Source organism: Niastella sp. sgz303648 (assembly GCF_059587045.1).
In genome coordinates, this window is the sequence record NZ_JCAPSW010000006.1 from 328,449 (window position 1) to 351,581 (window position 23,133).

The 23,133-nt window shown below is 42.8% G+C and carries 18 protein-coding genes; 11 read left to right on the plus strand and 7 right to left on the minus strand.

Going from position 1 to position 23,133, the window contains the following annotated elements:
• Positions 1 to 13: 13 nt before the first annotated feature.
• The 6 genes from AC59IL_RS19565 to AC59IL_RS19590 all read left to right on the plus strand — a co-directional run bounded on the left by AC59IL_RS19565 (position 14) and on the right by AC59IL_RS19590 (position 6,686).
• Positions 14 to 679 carry an NADH-quinone oxidoreductase subunit J family protein gene (locus tag AC59IL_RS19565; RefSeq protein ID WP_496553875.1) on the plus strand — a complete coding sequence of 222 codons (666 nt, stop codon included), beginning with the start codon at positions 14 to 16 and terminating at the stop codon, positions 677 to 679.
• Complete coding sequence (gene nuoK / locus AC59IL_RS19570; protein WP_496553876.1) at positions 676 to 990, plus strand: NADH-quinone oxidoreductase subunit NuoK; 315 nt, start codon at positions 676 to 678, stop codon at positions 988 to 990. Before AC59IL_RS19565 ends, nuoK begins: the two co-directional genes overlap by 4 nt.
• A 101-nt stretch (positions 991 to 1,091) precedes the next feature.
• The gene (gene nuoL / locus AC59IL_RS19575; RefSeq protein WP_496553877.1) at positions 1,092 to 3,026 is read left to right on the plus strand and encodes an NADH-quinone oxidoreductase subunit L; all 1,935 of its coding nucleotides are present in this window, start codon (positions 1,092 to 1,094) and stop codon (positions 3,024 to 3,026) included.
• 135 nt (positions 3,027 to 3,161) lie between these two features.
• The gene (locus AC59IL_RS19580) at positions 3,162 to 4,685 is read left to right on the plus strand and encodes a complex I subunit 4 family protein (RefSeq protein WP_496553878.1); all 1,524 of its coding nucleotides are present in this window, start codon (positions 3,162 to 3,164) and stop codon (positions 4,683 to 4,685) included.
• Between the two features lie 137 nt (positions 4,686 to 4,822).
• Entirely contained in the window at positions 4,823 to 6,226 is a 1,404-nt protein-coding gene (locus AC59IL_RS19585; protein WP_496553879.1) for an NADH-quinone oxidoreductase subunit N, read from the plus strand.
• Positions 6,227 to 6,269: 43 nt separating this feature from the next.
• Positions 6,270 to 6,686 (plus strand): hypothetical protein, encoded by a 417-nt coding sequence (locus tag AC59IL_RS19590; RefSeq protein WP_496553880.1) that lies wholly within the window; start codon positions 6,270 to 6,272, stop codon positions 6,684 to 6,686.
• Positions 6,687 to 6,792: 106 nt separating this feature from the next.
• Here the strand turns inward: AC59IL_RS19590 and AC59IL_RS19595 are convergent, their stop codons facing one another.
• Positions 6,793 to 7,719 (minus strand): extracellular catalytic domain type 1 short-chain-length polyhydroxyalkanoate depolymerase, encoded by a 927-nt coding sequence (locus tag AC59IL_RS19595; RefSeq protein WP_496553881.1) that lies wholly within the window; start codon positions 7,717 to 7,719, stop codon positions 6,793 to 6,795.
• A 207-nt stretch (positions 7,720 to 7,926) separates the two neighbouring features.
• Here AC59IL_RS19595 and AC59IL_RS19600 point away from each other — a divergent pair, with 207 nt between their 5' ends.
• Positions 7,927 to 8,973: a sensor histidine kinase gene (locus AC59IL_RS19600; protein ID WP_496553882.1), complete on the plus strand. Its 1,047-nt coding sequence runs from the start codon at positions 7,927 to 7,929 to the stop codon at positions 8,971 to 8,973.
• Entirely contained in the window at positions 8,970 to 9,737 is a 768-nt protein-coding gene (locus AC59IL_RS19605) for a LytR/AlgR family response regulator transcription factor (RefSeq protein WP_496553883.1), read from the plus strand. The genes AC59IL_RS19600 and AC59IL_RS19605 overlap by 4 nt, the downstream gene beginning before the upstream one ends.
• Positions 9,738 to 9,912: 175 nt before the next feature.
• Here AC59IL_RS19605 and nifJ read toward each other — a convergent pair whose 3' ends face one another.
• Positions 9,913 to 13,485: a pyruvate:ferredoxin (flavodoxin) oxidoreductase gene (gene nifJ, locus AC59IL_RS19610; RefSeq protein WP_496553884.1), complete on the minus strand. Its 3,573-nt coding sequence runs from the start codon at positions 13,483 to 13,485 to the stop codon at positions 9,913 to 9,915.
• 338 nt (positions 13,486 to 13,823) lie between these two features.
• Here nifJ and AC59IL_RS19615 point away from each other — a divergent pair, with 338 nt between their 5' ends.
• Together AC59IL_RS19615 and AC59IL_RS19620 are read left to right on the plus strand one after the other, a co-directional pair.
• On the plus strand, positions 13,824 to 15,695 hold the full coding sequence (locus AC59IL_RS19615) for a serine hydrolase (protein ID WP_496553885.1): 1,872 nt from the start codon (positions 13,824 to 13,826) through the stop codon (positions 15,693 to 15,695).
• A gap of 326 nt (positions 15,696 to 16,021) precedes the next feature.
• Positions 16,022 to 16,414, plus strand: a complete 393-nt coding sequence (locus AC59IL_RS19620; protein WP_496553886.1) for a DoxX family protein — start codon at positions 16,022 to 16,024, stop codon at positions 16,412 to 16,414.
• Positions 16,415 to 16,448: 34 nt separating this feature from the next.
• On the opposite strand, the gene AC59IL_RS19625 is transcribed toward AC59IL_RS19620, so the two are convergent.
• From AC59IL_RS19625 to AC59IL_RS19640, 4 genes are all read right to left on the minus strand, one after another.
• Positions 16,449 to 16,613, minus strand: coding sequence for a hypothetical protein (locus AC59IL_RS19625; RefSeq protein ID WP_496553887.1), 165 nt, complete (start codon positions 16,611 to 16,613; stop codon positions 16,449 to 16,451).
• Positions 16,614 to 16,641: 28 nt separating this feature from the next.
• Positions 16,642 to 17,088, minus strand: coding sequence for a DUF6934 family protein (locus AC59IL_RS19630; protein ID WP_496553888.1), 447 nt, complete (start codon positions 17,086 to 17,088; stop codon positions 16,642 to 16,644).
• A 333-nt stretch (positions 17,089 to 17,421) separates the two neighbouring features.
• Positions 17,422 to 17,880, minus strand: coding sequence for a hypothetical protein (locus tag AC59IL_RS19635; RefSeq protein ID WP_496553889.1), 459 nt, complete (start codon positions 17,878 to 17,880; stop codon positions 17,422 to 17,424).
• 245 nt (positions 17,881 to 18,125) lie between these two features.
• Positions 18,126 to 19,595: an aminotransferase-like domain-containing protein gene (locus AC59IL_RS19640; RefSeq protein ID WP_496553890.1), complete on the minus strand. Its 1,470-nt coding sequence runs from the start codon at positions 19,593 to 19,595 to the stop codon at positions 18,126 to 18,128.
• Between the two features lie 171 nt (positions 19,596 to 19,766).
• Between AC59IL_RS19640 and AC59IL_RS19645 the strand changes: the two genes are divergently transcribed.
• Positions 19,767 to 21,740 carry a M1 family metallopeptidase gene (locus AC59IL_RS19645; protein WP_496553891.1) on the plus strand — a complete coding sequence of 658 codons (1,974 nt, stop codon included), beginning with the start codon at positions 19,767 to 19,769 and terminating at the stop codon, positions 21,738 to 21,740.
• A gap of 91 nt (positions 21,741 to 21,831) precedes the next feature.
• Here AC59IL_RS19645 and AC59IL_RS19650 read toward each other — a convergent pair whose 3' ends face one another.
• The gene (locus AC59IL_RS19650; protein WP_496553892.1) at positions 21,832 to 22,947 is read right to left on the minus strand and encodes a Gfo/Idh/MocA family protein; all 1,116 of its coding nucleotides are present in this window, start codon (positions 22,945 to 22,947) and stop codon (positions 21,832 to 21,834) included.
• Positions 22,948 to 23,133 lie beyond the last annotated feature (186 nt).

Sequence of the window (23,133 nt, forward strand, 5' to 3'; positions counted from 1 at the left end):
ATTTTAAAATCGTATGAACGCATCACAAATTATATTTTACCTCATTTCGGCCTTTGTGCTGGGAACGGGTATTGCGGCAGTTACAGGTAAAAAGATCTTCAGGTCGGCCATCTGGTTATTGTTTAGCCTGGTGGGCATAGCTGCCCTGTATTTCTGGATGCAGGTTGAGTTTATTGCGGCTGTTCAGATCATTGTATATGTGGGCGGTGTTGTGGTACTGATCATCTTCTCTATTTTTCTTACACAACGGTCGGGTAGTGAAATGCCAAAGCCGCCGTTGAAACGAACACTGTTCTCGCTGCTGGCTGTGCTGTTTGGTTTTGTCTTTTCGTACCGCATCATTTATGAATATGGTTTTACACCGCCTGTTGCATCAAAAACATTTTCGGCACCGATCAATGCTATCGGCGAGCAAATGCTCAGCACCACCGAATACGGATTTGTATTGCCCTTTGAAGTGGTGAGTATGTTGCTGCTGGCCGCCATGATAGGTTGTATCGTAATTGCCCTGAAAGCTGCACCCGGCAAAAAACCGGTTCATATAGATAAGCAACCGGTAGTAACAAAGTTGAATGGCGAATCTGATAAAAAAATGGTAGCGCAGGACCTGTCAGCTTCGTATAACGGCGCAAACGCCGACAAACCTCACAAAGAACCTATGGAGGAAAAAGCATCATGAATACAGTTCCGTTAACACATATATTATTTGTAAGCACTGCCTTATTTTTTGTGGGTATGTATGGTTTGTTTACCAGGCGTAACCTCATAACCATGCTGATGTCGATTGAGCTGATGCTGAACAGCGTGAACATCAACTTTGTGGCTTTTAATAAATACCTGTATCCCGATAAGCTGAACGGCATCTTCTTCACCTTATTTATTATAACTATAGCGGCTGCCGAAGCAGCGGTTGCCATAGCGATCATTATAAATCTGTACCGGAATCATCATTCGATTGATGTTGAGGATACCAAGGATTTGAAATATTAATAACAATAAACAATAGGCAATAGGCAATAGACAAAATTGAAAACCAATGCTGATTGCTAATCGCCCATTGCCCATTGCTAATTGCCAATTGCCCATTGATTATGAACTATTCATCATACATAGCATTGATTCCGTTATTGCCGCTGGCAGGCTTTGTTTTGCTCGGCTTCTTCGGACGGAAATATTTTAAAACATATTCCGGTATTGTTGGTTGTTTGGTGTTGCTGGCCGCTACCGTATTATCGTTATACACCGCTTACAATTATTTTTTTGTAGTGGGCAAAGTGAATGGTGCATATCAAACCATCACTGTATTGAAATATACCTGGCTGCAGTTTTCGCCCGGACTATCAATCGATATGGGCATACTGCTCGATCCGGCTTCGGTAATGATGCTGGTGGTTGTCACTTTTGTTTCGTTAATGGTGCATGTATTTAGTTTGGGGTATATGAAAGGCGAAGAGCGATTTTCGGTTTACTATGCTTTTTTGTCGTTGTTTACTTTCTCAATGCTGGGACTGGTGCTATCGAGCAATATTTTTCAGATATATATTTTCTGGGAATTGGTGGGTGTTTCATCATTCCTGCTTATTGGGTTTTATTACGACAAGCCATCGGCAGTTGCAGCCGCCAAAAAAGCATTCATTGTTACGCGTTTTGCCGATCTGGGATTTTTGATCGGTATACTGATACTGGCGTTTTACAGCGGCACTCTTGATTTTGGTACCCTGATACAACGGTTAACAGATGCGCAATCACCGTATCTGGCACAAATTACAGGCGCAGGTTTCCTCGGCATATCTATGTTAAGCTGGGCGCTTACGCTGGTATTTGTTGGCGGCGCCGGTAAATCGGCCATGTTCCCGTTGCACATCTGGTTGCCCGATGCCATGGAAGGTCCAACACCCGTATCGGCCCTGATACATGCCGCTACCATGGTGGTTGCAGGTGTTTACCTCGTTGCGAGATTGTATCCTGTGTATTTGATTGATCTGCCCGTATTAAAAATAATTACCTGGGCCGGTGCGCTGTCGGCTTTACTGGCTGCATTGATCGCCTGCACACAAACCGATATCAAACGGGTATTGGCTTATTCAACCATTTCACAAATAGGGTATATGCTGTTTGCGCTGGGCGTACCCGCTTATGGCGATGCAGCCGGCACTGGATATACTGCTTCTTTATTTCATTTGTTTACGCATGCCTTCTTTAAATCATTACTGTTCCTCGGCGCAGGATCGGTTATACATTTTATTCATAGCAATGAAATGAGCAACATGGGTGGCTTGCGGAAGTTTATGCCTGTTACGCATATCACTTTTCTGGTAGCCTGTTTGGCTATTGCCGGTATTCCGCCTTTTGCAGGTTTTTTTAGTAAGGAAGAAATTTTGCTCACCGCCTGGGAAAATAACCGGGCGATCTATTATATAGCGCTTATTACATCGGGCATTACCGCCTTTTACATGTTCAGGCTTTACTTTTCAGTATTCTATAATAAGCAACGCCAAATTTATGCCGAAGCCAATCATGGCGAAGGAAGCGGCAATATGAAATATCCATTAATGATACTCGCGGTGGCGGCAGCAACGGCAGGATTCATTCCTTTTTCAAAATACGTAACAGCGGATGGCAAAAGCGTTGAAACTGTTTTACATCTTAGTTTTTCTATTGCGCCTGTTGCCATGGCCGTTGCCGGTATTGCCTTTGCCTATATGTTGTATTTCAGGGAAAACCAGCAGCCGCAAAAACTGGCCGGTGCTTTAGGCGGACTGTATAAAGCGGCGTATAAAAAATTCTATTTCGACGAAATATACCTGTTCATTACCAAAAAGATCATTTTTAACCTGATAGCAAAACCCGCAGCATGGATTGATAAATATATTGTTGACGGGTTTATGAACCTGCTGGCCTTTTCAACAGCCCGTTTATCAGAAAGGATCAAAGCATTGCAATCGGGTAGCGTTCAAAACTATGCCCTGTATTTCTTTGGCGGCATTGTGGCAATTGCGGCGGTGTTTATATACTGGCTGAAGTAAATGCAAATTTGAAAATGTGATGATTTGAAAATTTGAAAATGAATGGCTACTGAATAGTAAGGGAACAGAGAATAGGCGGAGGGATAGCATTTAAAGAACCACAAACTACAAACCACAAACCAGAAACAAATAATCATGTCTCTTTCATTACTTATCATATTACCCCTTGCCACGGCGCTGCTTGTTTTGCTGAGCAGGGGCTTACGGCAGGTGCGGGCTGTTGCATTAGGCGGATCTGTTGTGCAACTGGTACTGGCTTTTGCATTGCTCGTTTTATATTGGCAGGCACGCTCGGCCGGTGATCATTCGCCTATGCTATTTGAACAGGATCATACCTGGTTTGCTCCCCTGAACATACATTTTCATACCGGCGTCGATGGCATATCCATCGCTATGATATTATTAACTGCTTTTGTAACCATCGCAGGCATATTGGTTTCGTGGCCGATGGAAAAGCTGAATAAGGAGTTTTTCTTTCTACTGCTGCTGTTAAGCATGGGCGCTTACGGGTTCTTTATATCGCTCGATCTGTTTACCATGTTCTTCTTTCTGGAAGTAGCGGTTATTCCAAAGTTTTTGCTAATCGGCATCTGGGGCAGCGGTAAAAAAGAATACAATGCCATGAAGCTGGCGCTGATGCTAATGGGTGGCAGTGCGTTGGTTTTTGTTGGACTGGCAGGCATTTATTTCAACACAACTACTGCTAATGGTAGTCATACATTCGACCTGATGCAGATTGCGCAAATGCAAATACCAACAGCAGTACAAAAATTATTTTTCCCTTTTGCTTTTATAGGTTTTGGCATTTTCACCGCATTGTTCCCGTTTCATACCTGGGTGCCCGACGGACACTCATCGGCCCCCACTGCGGCTTCAATGTTTTTAGCCGGTATATCGATGAAGCTGGGTGGTTACGGATGTTTGCGGGTAGCTACCTTTTTAATGCCCGAAGCGGCACATGCGTATTCAACTATTATTATAGTGCTGGCAACGATTGCCATTATATACGGAGCATTCGCTACCATGATGCAAACCGATTTAAAATACATCAACGCTTATTCATCGGTTAGCCATTGCGGATTTGTGTTGTTAGGAATTGGTATGCTTACCAAAACGGCCATAACAGGCGCTGTAATGCAAATGGTGTCGCACGGTTTAATGACGGCCCTTTTCTTTGCCGCCATTGGCATGTTGTACGATCGCACGCATACCCGGCAGGTAGCGCAACTGGGCGGCTTATTAAAAATAATGCCATTCATTTCAACTGTATTTGTGATTGCCGGTTTGTGTTCATTAGGATTACCAGGCTTAAGCGGTTTTGTAGCAGAGATGACCGTGTTTATGGGTTCGTGGCAAAACCCCGATACCATTTACCGCGTAGCTACCATTTTGGCCTGCGCATCAATTGTGGTAACGGCAGTGTACATACTACGTGCGATGGGTAAGGTAATTATGGGGCCTTTGCTGGTCGAAGGCGGCGGTTCCAATTCGCATGGTATAGGCAGCCTGACGGCCGATGCCGGATGGAATGAGAAAGTAGCTGCCGCTATATTGATCATCGGCATTCTGGCCATTGGCATGGCGCCCTTTTGGCTGAATGAATTGATCAGCGCCGATACAGGAGTTATTATGAGTAAGATCTTAGGCAATGGGCAGTAGTGAATAGGCAATGGGCAATAAGCAAAAGGCAATAGGCAATGGACAATAGGCAGTAGGCAATAGTATACAAAGCGGCAAACGCGGGTATAACGATAAACAAAAAACAAAAAACCATAAACCATAAACGGTTTTAATATATGGATTTTTTAATACTGATGAAACAGGAACTGATCATTACGGTGATCATCTTTATACTGTTATTGTTGAAAATCGGAAAGGAGCTCACCAATGAACAGGTAATCAATATTGCCAATGTGTTATTGCTGTTGAATCTGGCCGCGGGCTTTTTCTTCAACCGGCAGGGAGCATTATTCAGCGGCATGTTTCAAACCAATGCTTTGATTGTACTGGAGAAAAATATTTTAAGTTTCGGTACATTGATCATTTCGCTGCAGTCATCTTCCTGGTTAAAGAAACACGCACACGTAAGTGAGTTTTATATATTGTTATTGAGCACCTTGTTGGGCATGTTTTTTATGATTTCAGCGGGCAATCTGTTGATGTTTTATGTTGGGTTGGAGCTGTCGAGCATTCCATTGGCAGCCATGGCCAATTTTGATTTGGGCAAAAAGAAATCTTCCGAAGCAGCTATGAAGTTTATTATATCATCGGCATTTGCATCGGGTTTGTTATTGTTTGGTATTTCGATGGTTTATGGTGCAACCGGTACGCTTACTTTTAGCGAAATGGCTGCCCATTTAAACGGTGCCCCTTTGCAGGTGTTTGCTTTTGTGTTGTTACTGGCTGGCTTTGGTTTTAAAATATCGGTTGTTCCGTTTCATTTGTGGACGGCCGATGTGTACGAAGGAGCACCGGTGGCTGTTACATCCTATTTATCGGTGATATCAAAAGGATCGGTGCTGTTTGTGTTTATTTCAGTATTGTATACTGTATTTAAACCAATGGCGGCAACCTGGTACAATATGTTGTTCCTGTTATCGGTAGTCACCATTTTAGTTGGCAACCTGTTTGCCATCAGGCAAAATAACATCAAGCGATTTTTGGCTTTTTCATCCATTGCGCAGATAGGATTTATTCTTGTAGGTATAACCGGAAGTTCGCAAATGGCTGTAGCCTCGGTAGTATATTTTGTACTGATATATGTATTCAGCAACCTGGCTGCCTTTGGTGTGGTGGCATTGGTGAGTGCTGTAACGGGGCGTGAACAGGTCAGCGATTACAAAGGATTTTATAAAACCAATCCTGTTTTATCGTGGGTGCTTACTATTGCGTTGTTCTCGCTGGCAGGCGTTCCGCCTACAGCCGGATTTTTCGGTAAGTTCTTTTTGCTGATGTCGGGCGCCGGACAAGGAAATTATATTTTGATCAGCATAGCCGCCCTGAACATGATCATTTCGTTTTATTACTATCTGCGCATTGTGAAAGCGATATTTATGGATGCGAATGAACAACCGATTGAACGATTAACCATCCCCGCTTACTCAAGACTGGCCTTATATATTTGCGTTGCCGGCATTTTAGTAACCGGTGTGGCAGGCTATGTGTATGATTATATTCATTCGCTGAGTTTTAAGTTCTGAGCGTAGTCGAAGGATCGCATTATTGAAATTTTAACTCTCATGTATGGCTATTAATAAAAACCATGAATTTGAAGATCTGAATGGCGTTAAATGCGCCATTGTAGAAAAGAATGCATCACAGGAGCGGGTTGATTTTTTACGGGCATTGCTTGAGTTTAATAAATATACAGTGATGGTAGTGGCTTCACCACCGCCAAAAGGCGCCGCGCCTGCTGCCATATCTGCTGCGACAACCGCAGCAACAACAACTGCAACTGCCGCCGCTGCAGAAGCTACCCCTGCTCCACCACCTGCCCCTTCTACTTTCACCATTGGTGTAACCGATGTAACCTTTAATGCGATCAATGCGGTGTTTGGCAGATCATTGAAAACCCGCGACGGACGCATTGTAACCCTTGCTTACTGGCAGCAAAAAGAAGCGGTTAGCCACGACGAGGTCCCATACTTTAAATATAGATAACAACGGTAATGATCCGGTACGCCATATACCGGCGAAAGTAAAAGAGACTGCCCAATATGCTATCGAGGCAGTCTCTTTTTTTGTGCTAATTATATTTTCAGGAATGTTATGGCAATGTATACTGTTTAAAAAAATCCCATAGCAGATCAGTGGCATTAATAACTGTAGAGGGAGGATCGGCCTGGGGCCTTGGCTTAAGGCCGCCCGGCCATGAATGACCGCCATCCTGTGTCAGATAAAGATCGATGGCCGCTTTTCCGGCTTGATTCTTCCATTCGGTGAATGTATACCCGTCGTAATTTATAACGCGCGGAGTGGTTTCACAGGAATCGAGTGCCGTCCATACTGCCATGGTAGAATCAACAGGTGTGAAATAAAAACCGCCCATGCCGATACCACCATTAAAAGGAACTGTTGTATCAATGGCAGAATGGATATGAAGGATCGGAACAGCCCGGTTGGGTTTACAGGGCGATGATTTCATCAGGGTTCCGCTTACAGAAGTAATGGCTGCAATTTTATCAAACAAATCGCAGGCAAGTGTATAGGCCATCATAGCGCCATTCGACATCCCGGCCACATATACTTTTTTAGGATCTATTTTATAATCAGCAATCAACCTGTCGATCAAAAGACTTATAAAATGCACATCGTTGACATTATTTGTATTGGCAACCGGACAACAATTACCCGCATTCCAACTGCGCAAATGTGCAGGACCGTTACTTTCGATGCCTTCGGGATAAACGACAATAAATTGTTCCCTGTTTGCCTTGTCTGTTATAAGGTAGTCATTTTCGGCCTGGCTCGCGCTGCCGCCAAAACCATGTAAAACGATCACTAACGCAAAATTGGAGCTGTCGTAATAATTCGGGGGTAAATTAAGCAGGAAAGTCCTCGTCCTTCCGTCTGCGTTTATCACACCATCAAAGCGGTATTGATGGGTGGTGTCTGACTTTTTACAATTTGTAAGCGACAAACTGAGTAATAAGGCCGCCAGTTGAATGAACCGGCCTGAAAATAATTGTAACATATTCTGATTTTTTTTAACGGTTTTATCGTTGGTAAATGTGACGCAAAAAGAGGTTGCGTATTAAGCGATGTACAATGAAGCAGGCAAAATTGTAAGGGAAACGGGCATTCAATACCAGGTGAGTAAGGACCTTACTGAAAGAACCCAAAACGGCAACGGCTGCCCGTTTCAACTGCTTTTTTTACCGCCTCATTAGAAATTTGTACCATGAAACACAAAAAGGGCACATCTTGCAGGATGAGCCACTCATATAATATTAAGACCGGACTGATGTTTGCTGTTTTAATGGGGTTCATGACTATGGTATTGCCCCGGATCATTCGTCTTGACATCGATCAGCCGCGTATTGTTTTTATTAATTTCATTCATCTGTTCGTGGCGGTTTTTTGCTATTGGCTGATCCATCATTTCTTTTTAATCAGGTTTACTGCAGGGGTTCTTTCGCACCGCATTGTAAATCCTGTGATCAGTATCTTAACCAGCGTTTTTATTATTGTACTACTCACCTGGTCATTTAATGTAACGACCTCCATTCCCGTTAACAGCAATGCCGGTTTTAAAATGGCATACGGCCAGTTTCTTTTTATTCGTTTGTTCAGAGCCTTTATTATCAGCTCACTAACCTGGTTCGTTGTGTATTATTACCGGGTTCAGTTAGCGCTTCGTCAATCGATACTTGAAAATGCATACCTTAAACAGGAAAATCTTCAGGCGCAACTGTCATCTCTGAAACAGCAAATCAGTCCGCACTTCCTGTTCAATGCATTGAATACGTTATCGTCGCTTTCGCATGAAGAGGAAGTAAAGGAATACGTTCTTAACCTCAGTGAAGTGTACAGGTATGTGCTTCGCTATCAGCAGAAGAAAGATGTTCAGGTAAAAGATGAACTCGTATTCATCCACGCATATGTTTATATTCTGAAATCAAGGTTCGAAGAAGGAATAAAAATAAACATTACCGTGAATGCGGATAATTTACAACAAAAAATATTACCATTCTCATTGCAGTTGCTGGTAGAAAATGCCATTAAACATAATTCGATCTCGTACGGTGATCCCCTGTCAATTAATATATACGACCTGAAAGGTGGGCTGGTTGTAGAAAACGATTTCAGGCCCCGGGCAACGATGGAAAGCCCTTCGGGGACCGGCCTGCATAATTTGTCGAAACGTTATCAGCTAACTGCAGGCCGTGACATACTGATCACCAGAAATTCATCTACATTTAAAGTTGAAATTCCGTTTTTAACATGAGAGTCCTTATCATAGAAGATGAAAAAAAGGCTGCCCGGGAATTACAATCACTAATATTACAAGTAAAACCGGAATGGAATATAGCTGGCATCATTGCCTCTGTTACCGAAGCCGTTGAATGGTTTGCTGAAAATAAAATGCCCGACCTGATCTTTAGCGATATTCAATTAACGGATGGGGTTTGTTTTAATATTTTTGAAAAGGTGAGTATTGAATGCCCGGTTATATTCTGCACAGCCTATGATGAATATGCTATAAAATCTTTTGAAATCAGCAGCATTGATTATTTACTAAAGCCCGTTGACAAAAGCAAGCTGGAAAGAGCCTTGTTAAAGCTGAACAAAATGAATGAAATGTTCGCTAAAACAACTAATACCTATGGTGATCTGGGCAAACTAATACAACAGTTATTGCCAAATAACAGCAGAACCCTGCTTATACATCACAAAGAAACGATCATACCCGTTTCTTATAATGACATAGCATGGTTTCATTATGATCAGGGGGTAGTAACTGTTAAATTGATCAACGGACAATCCTATCATATCAGCCAGGGTATCGATGAAATAGAAGCCGGTGCCGATGCGAGGCTCTTTTACCGGGCTAACCGGCAGTTTCTTGTAAACCGCCTTGCCATTCATACAGTTGAAAAGTTCTTTGCGAGGAAGCTGGTCATTAAAATGAAAACTGTTACTCCCGAAGCGTTGGTTGTAAGCAAAGCCAGGGCCAGCGACTTTTTAAAATGGTTGCAGAGCGGGGGATGATGTATTCTTCTGTAAAAAACAATCACCAACCGTTAGTTAAACGTTGGTGATTGAAAAAAGGGCGTCCACGAGATAATACGTAAAGCAACATGAAGTTGGTATCGATCTGTAATACTATTTGTTATCTGAAACGAACTTCCAACTCATTATAGGTTTATATATTTCTTTATAATTATTACAATCCTTTCAGTGTTTGCAATTTTTCCCATCTGGCGGTTTTGGCGGCTTCTGCCATTTGCAAAAACTCACCGGCCAACTCGGGATTTTTAGCTTTGATCACTTTAAACCGGGTTTCGTTGTACATGAAGTCGCTCAATGCCAGCGAAGGTTCTTTTGAATCGATCACAAACCGTTCGCCTTTTGGCTTCATGGGATTATAGTGGAATAATGGCCAGTAACCCGATTTAACGGCAAGGTCCTGTTCTTCGGCCCCGTGGCTCATTTCGATGCCATGTGCAATACAATGCGCATAAGCGATAATGATAGAAGGACCGGGATACGCTTCTGCTTCCAGAATAGTGCGAACGGTATGCATGTCGTTACCGGCCATGGCAATCTGTGCCACATAGGCGGTTCCATGGGCTATGGCCTGCAGGGCAAGGTCTTTTTTACCACTTGACTTTCCGTTTACCGCAAATTTGGCGCTGGCGCCGATAGGTGTTGCCTTTGATTTTTGTCCGCCGGTATTTGAATACACTTCGGTATCCATAACCAGTATGTTTACATTTTCACCGGTGGATAATACATGGTCTAATCCGCCGTAACCAATATCATAGGCCCAGCCATCACCGCCAATGATCCAGATCGATTTATCGGCCAGAAAATCGGCGAGGTGAAACAGGTTTTGCGCTGCCGGTGATGGAATATTGCCGAGGCGGTGTTTCAATTCGGTGATCAGTTCGCGTTTTATATTTTTTTCGGCTTCTGTTTCTTCGCGTGTATTGAGCAGGGCGTCTGCCAATTCTTCGCCTACCTGCACCCTCAGTTGATGTAACAGGGCAATAGCCGTTTCTCTTTTTTTATCGCTGGCCAGTTTAATACCCAGGCCAAATTCGGCATTGTCTTCGAACAATGAGTTGGCCCATGCCGGTCCCTGTCCGTTTTTGTTGGTTGTCCAGGGAGTGGTTGGCAGGTTGCCGCCGAAGATAGAGGAGCAGCCTGTTGCATTGGCAACGATCATTCTGTCGCCAAACAATTGTGTTAACAGTTTCAGATATGGTGTTTCGCCGCAACCCGAACAGGCGCCGGAAAATTCGAACAAAGGTTGAAAGAATTGAGAACCTTTTACTGTATTGCGGTTGATGCGGGTACGATCTGTTTCGGGTATCGACAAAAAATAATTCCAGTTGGCAATTTCATGTTGCTGTATAGGCATTTTATCATACATGTTTATTGCCTTGTGGCCGGGATCGGTTTTGCTGGTAACAGGGCAAAACTCAACACAAAGATTGCATCCGGTACAATCTTCAGTACTTACCTGCAGGGAGTAGGCTTCTTTGGTTTTGTCCCATTCTTTACCAATGGGCGCAACATGTTTAAACGTTTCGGGTGCATGTTCAAGTAAGGTTTTGTCGTAAACTTTGACCCTGATGGCAGCATGCGGACAAATCATTACGCATTTATTACACTGGGTGCAAAAACTTTCATCCCATACAGGAACTGCATCGGCAATATTTCGTTTTTCCCATTTGGTAGTACCCGAAGGGAAGGTGCCGTCGATCGGAAAAGCACTAACGGGTAGTTCATCCCCTTCACCGGCAATAATTTTACCCAATACTTCTTTTACAAATGTTGGTGCGGTGGCCGATAAACCTTCATCGAGCGGCGTATTGCCAATAGTTAGATTGCTGTAATCAATTTCATATAAGTGTGCCAGCGTACTATCTACTGCATCATAATTTTTTTGCACTACGGCTTCACCTTTCTTCCAGTAGCTTTCATAAATAGCTTCTTTAATTTTTGCAATGGCTTCTTCACGCGGAAGAATATTGCTGATGGCAAAGAAGCAGGTTTGCAATATGGTATTGATGCGACCGCCCATACCGGTTTCCTGTGCTACTGCATGCGCATTGATGGCATAAAATATCAGGTGCTTACGCATGATCTCTTCCTGGATCTTTGCCGGCAGTTTATTCCATACCTCTTCTTTGGCGTAAGGCGCATTCAGCAGAAATACGCCGCCGGGTTCGGCATCTTTTAATATATCGTATTTGGTGAGGTAATTAAAATGGTGGCAGGCAATGAAGCTGGCTGAGTTGATAAGATAGGTAGATTGTATCGGTTTCTTACCAAATCGCAAATGCGAAACAGTGAGCGACCCTGATTTTTTGGAGTCGTATACAAAGTATCCCTGTATATAATTATCTGTTTTTTCGCCAATGATCTTGATGGAGTTTTTATTGGCGCTCACGGTGCCATCGGCTCCCAGTCCAAAAAACAGCCCGCGGAACAAATGCTGCGGATCGAGTGAAAAACTATGGTCGTAGGCAAGACTCAAATTAGTAACATCATCATTAATACCAATGGTGAATTGTTTTTTGGGATCGGGCTTCTGCAGTTCATCGAAGATGGCTTTCACCATGCCCGGTGTAAATTCTTTTGATGATAAACCATAACGGCCGCCAATGACCAGTGGTAACCGGCCGGTAGCAGACTGGTTCAATGCATTTATCACATCCATAAACAAAGGTTCGCCAATGCTGTTGGGTTCTTTACAACGGTCTAATACAGCAATTTTTGTAACAGTAGTTGGGATGGCATCGATGAAATCGGCAACAGAAAAAGGTCTGAATAACCGGATGATCAGCACGCCGGTTTTTTGACCTTTTTTATTCAGGTAGTCAACGGTTTCCTTTACAGCGCCGGCGCCTGAACCCATGATGATGATCAGGCGGTCGGCCTGACGGTGTCCATAATATTCAAACAAATCATAATGACGGCCTGTGAGCTCAGCCAGCTGACGCATTCTTTTCTTTACAGTTTCTGCTACTTTATTATGATAGGTATTGGCAGCTTCCCTGTTCTGGAAAAATACATCGGGGTTTTGGGCGGTACCTCTGATAAACGGATTATCGGGCGACAATGCGCGCGCACGGTGTGCATTTACGGCATTGATATCAATCATTGATTCGATTGCCTCATCGGGAATAACATTTACTTCAGTGAGCTCGTGCGATGTGCGAAAACCATCGAATATATTTAAGAAGGGTACTCTTGTATCTAATGTAGCAGCCTGTGCTATCAGCGCCATATCCATCACTTCCTGGGCGTTGTTGCCAAACAACATACTAAAACCGGTTGCACGCACAGCCATTACATCGCTGTGATCACCAAAGATACTCAGGGCATGGGTGGCCAGCGCTCTTGCTGCAATATGAAATACAGTTGGCGTTAATTCACCGGCAATTTTGTACATATTCGGGATCATCAGTAGCAATCCCTGCGAAGCGGTAAAGGTGGTGCTCAGTGCGCCTCCCTGCAGGGCGCCATGTACGGCGCCTGCTGCGCCGGCTTCGCTTTGCATTTCAATTACACGCGGCACCTGATCGTATATATTTTTTATACCTTTGGCGCTCCATTCATCGGCCCATTCGCCCATGGTTGAAGATGGTGTAATAGGATATATGGCGCATACCTCATTGGTTTTATAAGCAATATACGCGGCTGCTTCATTGCCATCCATAATATCCATCGCTGGTTTTTGTGTTGGCTCAACTTCGGCAACGGCCTCTTTTGGTACTATTTCCATAATTTATGAATTAAAATGGAAAACTACTCAAGGGCGGAAGTATAATAAATGACAATGGTCAGCCGTATGCAGGATATTGGGCAGCTATTAATTGATTATCATCAATGAATTTCAACTTACTACTATTGTGGTATTGGCTGCAGGCCTTTGAGGGTTTACATTTGCACTCGTTTCTGCACTATGAAAAACGGGCATGGTTACATATACTGCCCGCATCAGAAAGGTTTACCGATTATTAGCACTGCACATTTTTATTAAAAGGGATTTCGCGCTATTGATGCAATGGCGATGCGCTATCCCTTTGTATAAATAATTATAACCTAAAAAGCAATTTAATTATGAAATCATTTTTGAAAACCGGTTTAATTTTTCTTTTATGTTCCATTACGTTCATGCACGTTGTTTATTCACAGGCGTGGGTTGCCCGTCATAATTTAAGCCCTGCACAATACCAGGCGGCATTTGATGATTATACCAAACAGGGTTACCGGCTTACTACAGTGAGCGGTTATACCTGTGGCGGTCAGGAAAGATATATTGCCCTGTGGCAAAAAACATCCGGGCCCGAGTGGGCAGCGCGTCATGGCCTCAGCAGTCAGGATTATCAGACTGCTTTTGATGATTTTGTGAAAAAGGGATATCGTCTTACGTATGTGTCGGGTTATGGTGTAGGTTCACAGGCTAAGTTTGCAGGCATCTGGCAAAAAATATCGGGTGCTGCATGGGCTGCCAAACACAATATGACTGCTGCACAATATCAGGCTGCATTTGATGATTTTAAAAATAAAGGATACCGTCTGTTGCATGTATCGGGATATGTAGTAAATAATACAGAATACTTTGCTGCCATTTGGGATAAAAGCGCAGGTAATGCGTATATAGCACGTCATAATCTTACATCGGGCGAGTATCAGCAGGCATTTAACGACTATACAAAACAGGGATACTTTTTAAAAACTGTAAGTGGTTATACAAAAAACGGTACCAACCTGTATGCTGCTATCTGGGAAAAAGTATCTGCTCCATTGTGGGCTGCCCGTCATGGTGTTGGCAATGGCAATTATCAGTATGTATTCGACAATATGTACTATCAGGGATATAAACCGGTTTATGTAAACGCATACGCATCGGGTAATAGTTGCGAATACAATGCCATATGGACGAACACTAATATGAAAGGTTCCGATATTGCTGCTATTGATGAAGCCGTAAATAATTATATGACCAGTCAGAGCGTAAAAGGATTATCGATTGCTATTTGTAAAGATGGCCGCCTGGTGTTTGCCAAAGGCTATGGGTATGCCGATGCATCAAATGGTGAAGAAATGTCGCCCGATCAGCCGCTGCGTATTATGAGTATATCTAAACCTGTAACTTCAGTAGGCGTAATGACCCTGCTCGATCAGCATAAGATATCGCTCGATAAGCCGGTGTTTGGTCCCAATAGCATTCTTGGTTCAAAATATGCAACACCGGCCGGTAAAGAAAAGCTGAATAATATTACCGTGCGCCAGTTGTTAACGCACACTTCAGGTTTACGCACCTGTAACGGAGAATCGGTTTTCTGGGACCAGAACAAAACACCAGATGATGCCATGAATGTGTTATTGGGTTCATCTGATTTAATTACCACCGATACTTCGGCCAAATACATTTATTCCAACACCAATTTCTTTATTCTTGCGCGTGTTATTGAGCAGGTAAGCGGACAGTCGTACGAAAATTATATCCGCAATAATGTGTTAAATAAATGCGGTATCGGCAATACCATGTACGTGGGAGCTGCTTCGGGCAATGCACAGTCGGGCGAAGCACATTATGTGCCTATGGATAAAATGAACCTGCAATTATGGTCTGGTTTTGGTGGCTGGGTAGCCAGGCCTATGGATCTGTTGAAATTCCTGAACCGGGTAGATGGTACGGCAACGCCGGCTGATATACTCACCGATAACACGCATACAGTAATGACCACCGGAACTTCGCTTAATAGCGGTTATGGATGTGGCTGGATTGTTTCCGGAAATCTGCAGGACCATAACGGATGTTTCGACGGAACAAGGTCTTTTCTGGTAGAACTTGGCGGTGGCGTAAGTTACTCAGTGATCGTAAATAATAATCCTTCGGATGATGGTTGCGGCTGGACGATGAAGAGCACCATCGAAGGCGGATTGAATAAAGTGTCGGGCTATCCTTCGTATGATTTGTTTTAAGCTAACAGTTGAAAGGAAAATTCTTTCCCGCGCAGTGGGGCTCAAAAGAGATAAGGAGAATTTCCCGGAAAACTAAGAAACGGCATCCTGTTGCAGGGGTGCCGTTTTGCATTTGTATTTCAGGTAGCCGGCCAATCTTCACTGCTACATAACGGGTATAGGAATTGAAAATATAAAAACGTAGAATTGTATACACAGAATCCGTCAATCGTCAATGGAATCAACTCCCTGTTTTTCATAAGCATGATTGTATGTTCCATGTGCCTTGTTCCTTGTTTGCTGTGCCTTTCCTGAGGCATTCTTTTTGCGGCCATATTTAAAAGAGTATGAAACTAATTCCTCTACTGGGCCGGATATTATTCTCGCTCATTTTTTTGATGACCATTATCACACATTTTTCAAAAGCAGCCATTGGCTATACAGCATCGCATGGTGTGCCTGCAGCTTCCTTTCTGGTACCTGCTTCAGGAATTATTGCAACGATTGGAGCGATAAGCATTATACTGGGATTCAGGGCGCAGTGGGGCGCCTGGCTGATCGTGTTGTTTTTGGTGCCGGTAACACTCATAATGCATAACTTCTGGACAATAAGCGATCCTATGCAACGTCAAATGCAAATGGGTATGTTTATGAAAAATCTATCTATACTGGGCGGCGCATTGATCATTGCTTATTTCGGAAGCGGGCCTTATAGCGTGGATGAAAAGCGAAAGGGATGATTTAAAAAACAATAGGGATGCAGATCTTAATAATTTATTTTAGAAACTTTTCAGGTATGGGGTGTTTCTTTAAAAAAGCTGCTGCTTTTTTATCTTTTTCTTTAAAATAAGGAGCTTTGGCATATTTGGCCAATTCTTCATTTTCAATATTCTTTGAAGAATGGGTATTTTTTTTATGCGCTTTTATATTATTTGCCATAGTTTAATCTCCCTTTCTCAAAGATACATTATTTACGTTTAATTAGGAAGGCTTCAAAGTTAATTCCTTTCTTAAAAAGCCGCCATTGCCCATTTACAGACCCAATTACAGTGTAATGTTTCTTAATTTCATCCCAAACCTTAGAAACCCCCATTTGATATAACCTGGTTCGGGATGGGGTACTACCCTGTATAAATATTAACGCCTCTGGATGGTTTTGGATGAAATTCTCTATTGTATCTGCAACGGTTGCAAGTACTTTCTGTTGATCATGGTTATTGGTTATTACCAAATCATTTATATCTTTTGTAACTTCATCCCAATCTCCAAAGCCTAAATTATAAACTGGGTTAGGTGCTTCTTCTATCAGACTATAACGAACGACCTTTTTTATTTTCCCTTTCGGTCCCTCACTGAAAAAATTATAATAATAAATTTCAGGCCCTTTTATAAAGGTGTATTTTTCCTGATCCATATACAGGTAAAAATACCATAAAGTATTAATTTATTCTTCAATTGTCATATGTTCTTTACTGTTATAATGTAAAATATTACTACAATTCCAGTCCTATGGGAAATTTGATATTTATTCCATTATTTCCGGAAGTGCATGTACGAATTTGGGTAGCATTAACAATGCTGCCGTATGTAATTGGATATGAGTGCCCGCATTGACAAATAACTCTGAAAATGCAGTAAACAAGAGAGACCGAAAGTCTGAATGTATTTTTCAGACTTTCGATCTTCCTTTTTTTGTTCTTCCTATTTCCTGTTTCTGACTTCTGACTTCAGACGTCAGACTTCCGTTCTACAACGCCTTTCTGTATTTTTCGGTTACGCTCAAATTCCCTTCAGTGTCGGCCTTTACTGTGAGCCAGTTTTTGTCATCTTCGAGCTTTACAAAATACTCAACTACCGGATTGGTTTCTGACTCGGGAATTACCGATACTTCAATAACACCAAAGATCTTTTTGTCGGGATAAGCGTTCTTTATTTTTGACTGGATAAGGAATGGCAGATTCGACTCAAAATAATAGCGTGTAAACTCCACGTACTTTCCGTCTTTCAAATAAATAATGCGCGAACGGATGCCATCAGCAATAAAGTTTACCACCCAGGCTTTAGGTAACTCATACCAATGTACATGGTCGGCCTTTGGAAAACTGCTGTTGAACGATTTTATCAGCTTTTCGTTAACACCCGGATCACGGGCTACCAAACTAAAACTAATCAGCAGGGTCGAGAAGATAATAAACAACTTTTTCATGGCTTTACTTTTTACAATTTAACAATGGACCGTAAAAGTAAATAGTATTTGGACTATTAAGGTAGCCGGTTTTTATATTTCAGGTAGTCCGGTTCGATGTAGCAACAGTAAATGATATTTATTTGAAGTTGAAAAGTTAATCAGTTGATCAGTTGATAAGGAATACCCTCGTTTTGTTAAACCAGTTAACTTGTTAATCTTTTCAACTCGTCAACTTATCAACTTGTAAACTTGTTAACCTGGAATTATTTCGAGCGTATGGTTTTTGCAAGTAGATCAACAGCGTTTCTGGCTTCTTCTTCATTCATCCAGCCAAAGCCCATGCGTGTTGAGTTCAATAATACTGAGGATGTATTATTAATTAATCCATTTGATAAAATAAGTCCCTGCGCTTTTAGTTTTTCTGAGAGGGGAGGCAAAGGAACTGATTTGTGAAATTTAGCCCAGATGGCAAGTCCCCCATCGGGCGTTTTAAAATCAATTATATCGTTCAGTTTTTCGTTGAGGTAAGAACACAAAAAGTCGCGCCGGCGATGATATATCTGCAACGCTTTTTTCATGTGGCGTTTAATATGGCCTTCTTCAAACATTTCCGATAAAGCTAATTCCATAATGGGATCGCCTTGTACATCGATTAATTGCCTTACGCGTGCCAGTTCAAGAATAAGATTTTGAGGAGCCACAATATAGCCGGTTCTTATGGCTGGTGCAATGGTTTTACTGAGGTTGCCGATGTACACCACCATGCCTTTTGTATCGGCACTTACCAGCGGAAGTATGGGACTGCTTAAATAATGAAAATCATAATCGTAATCATCTTCTATGATAATAAACCCATATTTTTCAGCAAGTGATAACAATTTAACCCGGCGCGAAGCCGAAAGAGTAACAGTGGTAGGGTAGTGGTGATGCGAGGTTATATACAATGCCTTGATCTTTTTTCTACGGCATATTTTTTCAATAGCATCTACATCTATGCCACATTCATCGACTTTAACGCGTTGCAGCTTCATGCCTGCCATCAGAAAAACATGATCGGCATAATAATAATTCGTTTCGCCAACGATAATGGTGTCGCCTTTTGAAAACAGAACACAGGAAAGCAGGTACAGTCCCATCTGGCTTCCGCGCGTTATTATTATGTTTTCAAAAGTGGTTTGCAATCCGCGGCTGCTGTTGAGGTAATCCGATAAAACGGCCCTGAATTTTTGCACGCCAGGTGTTTCAACATACGACGTATATTTCAGATAGGTGTTGCGCGACAAAACGCTCTTATAAGCCCGTCCCAGTTCTTCGGCGGGTGTTAAGCGTACATCGGGGCCGTCGTGAAAGCCAATAATATGGCGAAGTGGTAAAACCGGTGTACGAATGCCATGATTGATGTTTACTGTGTAGCCTGTTTCTTTTGGAAATGCATTTTGTTTTGGGATGTTCGAAAAACGGCGGCCGTTTATTTCGGGTAATTCTTTGCTGGTAAAAGTGCCTTTCGACGGATGCATTTCGATCCAACCCTGCGCATCCAGTTCTTCGTAGGCGCGCACAATTGTTTTGCGGTGAACGGTTAAAATTTCTGCCATCTGCCGGGTGCCAGGCAGTTTTATGCCGGGTCCTACACGCCCTTTTTTCATTTCCTGAATAACTGAATTGGCGATTTGCAGATAAACCGGCGTATCACAGTCTTTTTGGAATTGTATGATCGTTCTCCATGGAAGCATAGCGGACTACCTGGGTGGTTTAAATTTAGTACTAAGATAGTCCATTTGAGAAAAATCACAAGAACTCAAATACTAAAAAACAAAAAGGAATGACTGCTGAAATTTTTGCTTCCTGAAATTGCTATTTGGGTTTTTCCCTATATTCATTCTTAAAGCCAAATCTATACGCGTATGAAACAGGGCATGGGTTTCATTTTACTTGTTGTGGTACATATTACTGTTAATGCTCAGGTTAGCGAAAAAAAATCAGCCTATAATGCGCGGGATATTTTTCCTGCATTACCTGCTTTGCCGGCAGGTAATATGTGCCGCGCGGCTAATGGCGAACCCACACCGGCCTACTGGCAAAACCAGAGTGATTATACCATCGATGCCACGCTGGATGATGAAAAACATATCATTCACGGTACGGAAATAATCACCTATACCAATCATAGTCCGCATACCTTATCGTACCTGTGGCTGCAATTAGATCAGAATGCATTTAAGCCCCATTCAAAGGGACTCGATGCAAAGCTGTTCCTCGACAGCAATATGGCTAAACTCAATAAACCGTTCGAAGGCGGATATACCATTTCAACCATTCAACTGATCCGGAAGAAAGATAATAAAACAGATACCATAAAAGCCGGATATTTGATTGACGATACCCGGTTGCAGCTGCGCCTGCAAAATCCATTGGCTGCAGGTGGTACTATTAACATCAGGATCATTTACAGTTATACCATTCCCCGTTTTTTTTACAATGCCGATTTTAATGTGAACAGAACAGATATTATGCCTACGCCTGATGGAGATATTTATTCCATTGCGCAATGGTATCCCCGTATGTGCGTGCTGGATGATGTGGAGGGATGGAACACACTGCCTTATTTGGGCAATGGTGAGTTTTATCTTGAATATGGAAACTTTAATGTGAATATTACAGTGCCCTCTGCTTATATCGTAAGCGCTTCGGGTGAATTATTAAATCCGGCAGAAGTATTAACGCCAATGCAATTGCAGCGATGGAACCAGGCCCATAACAGCGATACCAAAGTATTTATCCGTACGGCTGAAGAAGTAACAAATGTTTCCTCAAGACCATCGAAACCAACCTGTACATGGAAGTTCAGGATGAATAATGCCCGTGATTTTGCATGGACCGCTTCAAAATCTTTTGTATGGGAAGGTATTCGCATCAATTTGCCGAATGGGAAAAAAGCATTTGGCGTTTCGTTATATCCTGTAGTTTCAAAATTGGCGGGTAGTTGGGACCGTTCTTCTGAATACATCAAATTCACCATTGAATATTTCTCTAAAAAATGGTTCCCATTTCCATATCCGTGTGCAGTAAATGTAGCATCGAACCTCGATGGTATGGAATATCCCGGTATTGTATTTTGTTCTGCCAAAGATACCGGCAATGATTACTGGCGGGTTATAAATCATGAATTGGGCCATACCTGGTTTCCGATGATCGTAGGAAGCAATGAACGCAAATATGCCTGGATGGATGAAGGGTTTAATATGTTTATTGATTATATGGCCTGTGAAGATTTTAACCACGGCGAATTTAAAGGATATGCCCCGTTGGCGCCACCGGCCGCTGCTGCGTATTTTGCCGACAGCACCGTGCCCATGCTTACAAGACCCGATGCCATGAAAGGAGATATGATCCTTGCCTCGCAATACCTGAAAGTGGCGTACCTGCTGGGGCTGTTAAGAAATCACATTGTAGGGCCCGACCGGTTCGATTATGCGTTTCGTCATTATATCAGTGAGTGGGCTTTCAAACATCCTACACCATACGATTTTTTTCATTGCATGAACAGTGCTACCGGCGAAGATCTTACCTGGTTCTGGAAAGAAACATTTATTGAGAATTACAAACTCGATCAGGCAATTACCGATGTAAAATATGATCCGGCAAAAGGTGTAGAGATCAGTATATCGAACCTTGAAAAAGCAGCTATGCCACTCGTTATTGAAATTATCACCGCAAGCGGAAAAAAGATACGGCATACCTTACCGGTAGAGATCTGGCAATTGGACTACCGGTATGTTTTTAAAACAGGAATTACAGAACCTGTTGCTTCTATAGTTATAGATCCTGATAATGTATTTCCGGATGTGGATAAAGGGAATAATAAATGGGAGAAATAAAAGTTTTTACAGATTGCAGGTTGCAAGTTACAGGTTTCATGGTTAGGACCCTGTAACCTGAAACCATTTACCCATTGTCTGTTGCTATGAGCTATACCTTCACTTCCACTTTACTGCCGGTTGCCGCTGCTTTATAAATAGCTTCGATGATCACCAGGTCGCGACGACCCAGTTCGCCGCCAACTACCGATTCACGTTTGGTTAAAATGCAATTGGCAAAATCATCTATTTGCAATGCCTGCTGATTGGGTGGCGTAAAATTCAACGGGCCGCGACTGGTTTCAACCACCATGCCGCGGTAAGTGAAGGCGTGTTCTTTAAACTCGATCCAGCCTTTTGGGCCTTCGGCCTTGAATTTATCGGCACTGTGCTGATAGCTCGTTTGTGCAGTACAGGTAGCGCCGCCGGGAAATTCCATGGTCCAGTTCATGCCTTCCTCTACATCGGTAAATATGTCGGGTTTTGTTTTAGGATGTTCACTTGCTGTAACAGCAACAGGTGCAATGCCGTTCGCAGCCATACAGGCGCCGTGAATAATATATACGCCAAGGTCCATGATAGGGCCTCCGCCTGCCAGTTTTTTATCGGCCCGCCATACTTTGGTTTGCATCACAAAGCCACGATCGCCGGTCATATTGGTAAAAGCGCCGAAATCTTTTTCCCGCGCCAGGCGCATCAGTTCCTTATGATACGGATCAAAATGCAGCCGGTAGCCTACGGACAATTTTACTTTAGCGGCTTTGCATGCAGCAATAATAGCATCGCATTCGGCCACGGTGTTGGCCATGGGCTTTTCGCAAATAACGTGTTTACCTGCTTTGGCGGCTGCTATTGCATGTTCGGCATGTAAGCCATTTGGAGTAACTACATATACGATGTCGATATCTTTATTATCTGCCATTTGCGCCATGGTATCGTAGCTGTAAATATTCTTTGAAGGAAATCCATATTCTTTCGCCCACTGTTCGCCTTTTTCTTTTGAACCGGTAATTACACCAGTTAGTTTGCACAGTTTTGTTTCTTTCAGCGCAGGCCCCAGTTGACGTGTGCTGTACTTGCCCAATCCAACCAGCGCCACGCCTAATGTACGGTCGCCACGCAGTTCCCGGGCATATAAACCCAGCGGGCCGGTGGCCGCTAATATCGATGCTGTACCCAATGAAATTTGTTCAATAAACGACCGGCGGGTGATGATAGATTTTTTCATAATGGAAAGTGATTGAGAGGCACGGAGCTAAATTTACCCGAATAACCTATAAAAGCATTCAACAATCATGGCTGATTATGAACACATTTTGGCATCCTGAGCGTAGTCGAAGGATATTGTGATCCTGAGCGAAGTCGAAGGATATCCCGTATGACACTGAGCGTAGTCGAAGTGTCAATATATTAC

What these genes read in the sequence shown, in the direction of transcription:
- AC59IL_RS19600 (WP_496553882.1), top strand. Translation starts at nt 7,927, where the DNA reads ATGAAACACAAAAAGGGCACATCTTGCAGGATGAGCCACTCATATAAT.
- AC59IL_RS19605 (WP_496553883.1), top strand. Translation starts at nt 8,970, where the DNA reads ATGAGAGTCCTTATCATAGAAGATGAAAAAAAGGCTGCCCGGGAATTA.
- AC59IL_RS19565 (WP_496553875.1), top strand. Translation starts at nt 14, where the DNA reads ATGAACGCATCACAAATTATATTTTACCTCATTTCGGCCTTTGTGCTG.
- AC59IL_RS19595 (WP_496553881.1), bottom strand. Translation starts at nt 7,719, where the DNA reads ATGTTACAATTATTTTCAGGCCGGTTCATTCAACTGGCGGCCTTATTA.
- AC59IL_RS19645 (WP_496553891.1), top strand. Translation starts at nt 19,767, where the DNA reads ATGAAACAGGGCATGGGTTTCATTTTACTTGTTGTGGTACATATTACT.
- nuoK (WP_496553876.1), top strand. Translation starts at nt 676, where the DNA reads ATGAATACAGTTCCGTTAACACATATATTATTTGTAAGCACTGCCTTA.
- AC59IL_RS19580 (WP_496553878.1), top strand. Translation starts at nt 3,162, where the DNA reads ATGTCTCTTTCATTACTTATCATATTACCCCTTGCCACGGCGCTGCTT.
- nuoL (WP_496553877.1), top strand. Translation starts at nt 1,092, where the DNA reads ATGAACTATTCATCATACATAGCATTGATTCCGTTATTGCCGCTGGCA.
- AC59IL_RS19630 (WP_496553888.1), bottom strand. Translation starts at nt 17,088, where the DNA reads ATGGATCAGGAAAAATACACCTTTATAAAAGGGCCTGAAATTTATTAT.
- AC59IL_RS19590 (WP_496553880.1), top strand. Translation starts at nt 6,270, where the DNA reads ATGGCTATTAATAAAAACCATGAATTTGAAGATCTGAATGGCGTTAAA.
- AC59IL_RS19585 (WP_496553879.1), top strand. Translation starts at nt 4,823, where the DNA reads ATGGATTTTTTAATACTGATGAAACAGGAACTGATCATTACGGTGATC.
- AC59IL_RS19620 (WP_496553886.1), top strand. Translation starts at nt 16,022, where the DNA reads ATGAAACTAATTCCTCTACTGGGCCGGATATTATTCTCGCTCATTTTT.
- AC59IL_RS19635 (WP_496553889.1), bottom strand. Translation starts at nt 17,880, where the DNA reads ATGAAAAAGTTGTTTATTATCTTCTCGACCCTGCTGATTAGTTTTAGT.
- AC59IL_RS19640 (WP_496553890.1), bottom strand. Translation starts at nt 19,595, where the DNA reads ATGCTTCCATGGAGAACGATCATACAATTCCAAAAAGACTGTGATACG.
- AC59IL_RS19625 (WP_496553887.1), bottom strand. Translation starts at nt 16,613, where the DNA reads ATGGCAAATAATATAAAAGCGCATAAAAAAAATACCCATTCTTCAAAG.
- AC59IL_RS19650 (WP_496553892.1), bottom strand. Translation starts at nt 22,947, where the DNA reads ATGAAAAAATCTATCATCACCCGCCGGTCGTTTATTGAACAAATTTCA.
- AC59IL_RS19615 (WP_496553885.1), top strand. Translation starts at nt 13,824, where the DNA reads ATGAAATCATTTTTGAAAACCGGTTTAATTTTTCTTTTATGTTCCATT.
- nifJ (WP_496553884.1), bottom strand. Translation starts at nt 13,485, where the DNA reads ATGGAAATAGTACCAAAAGAGGCCGTTGCCGAAGTTGAGCCAACACAA.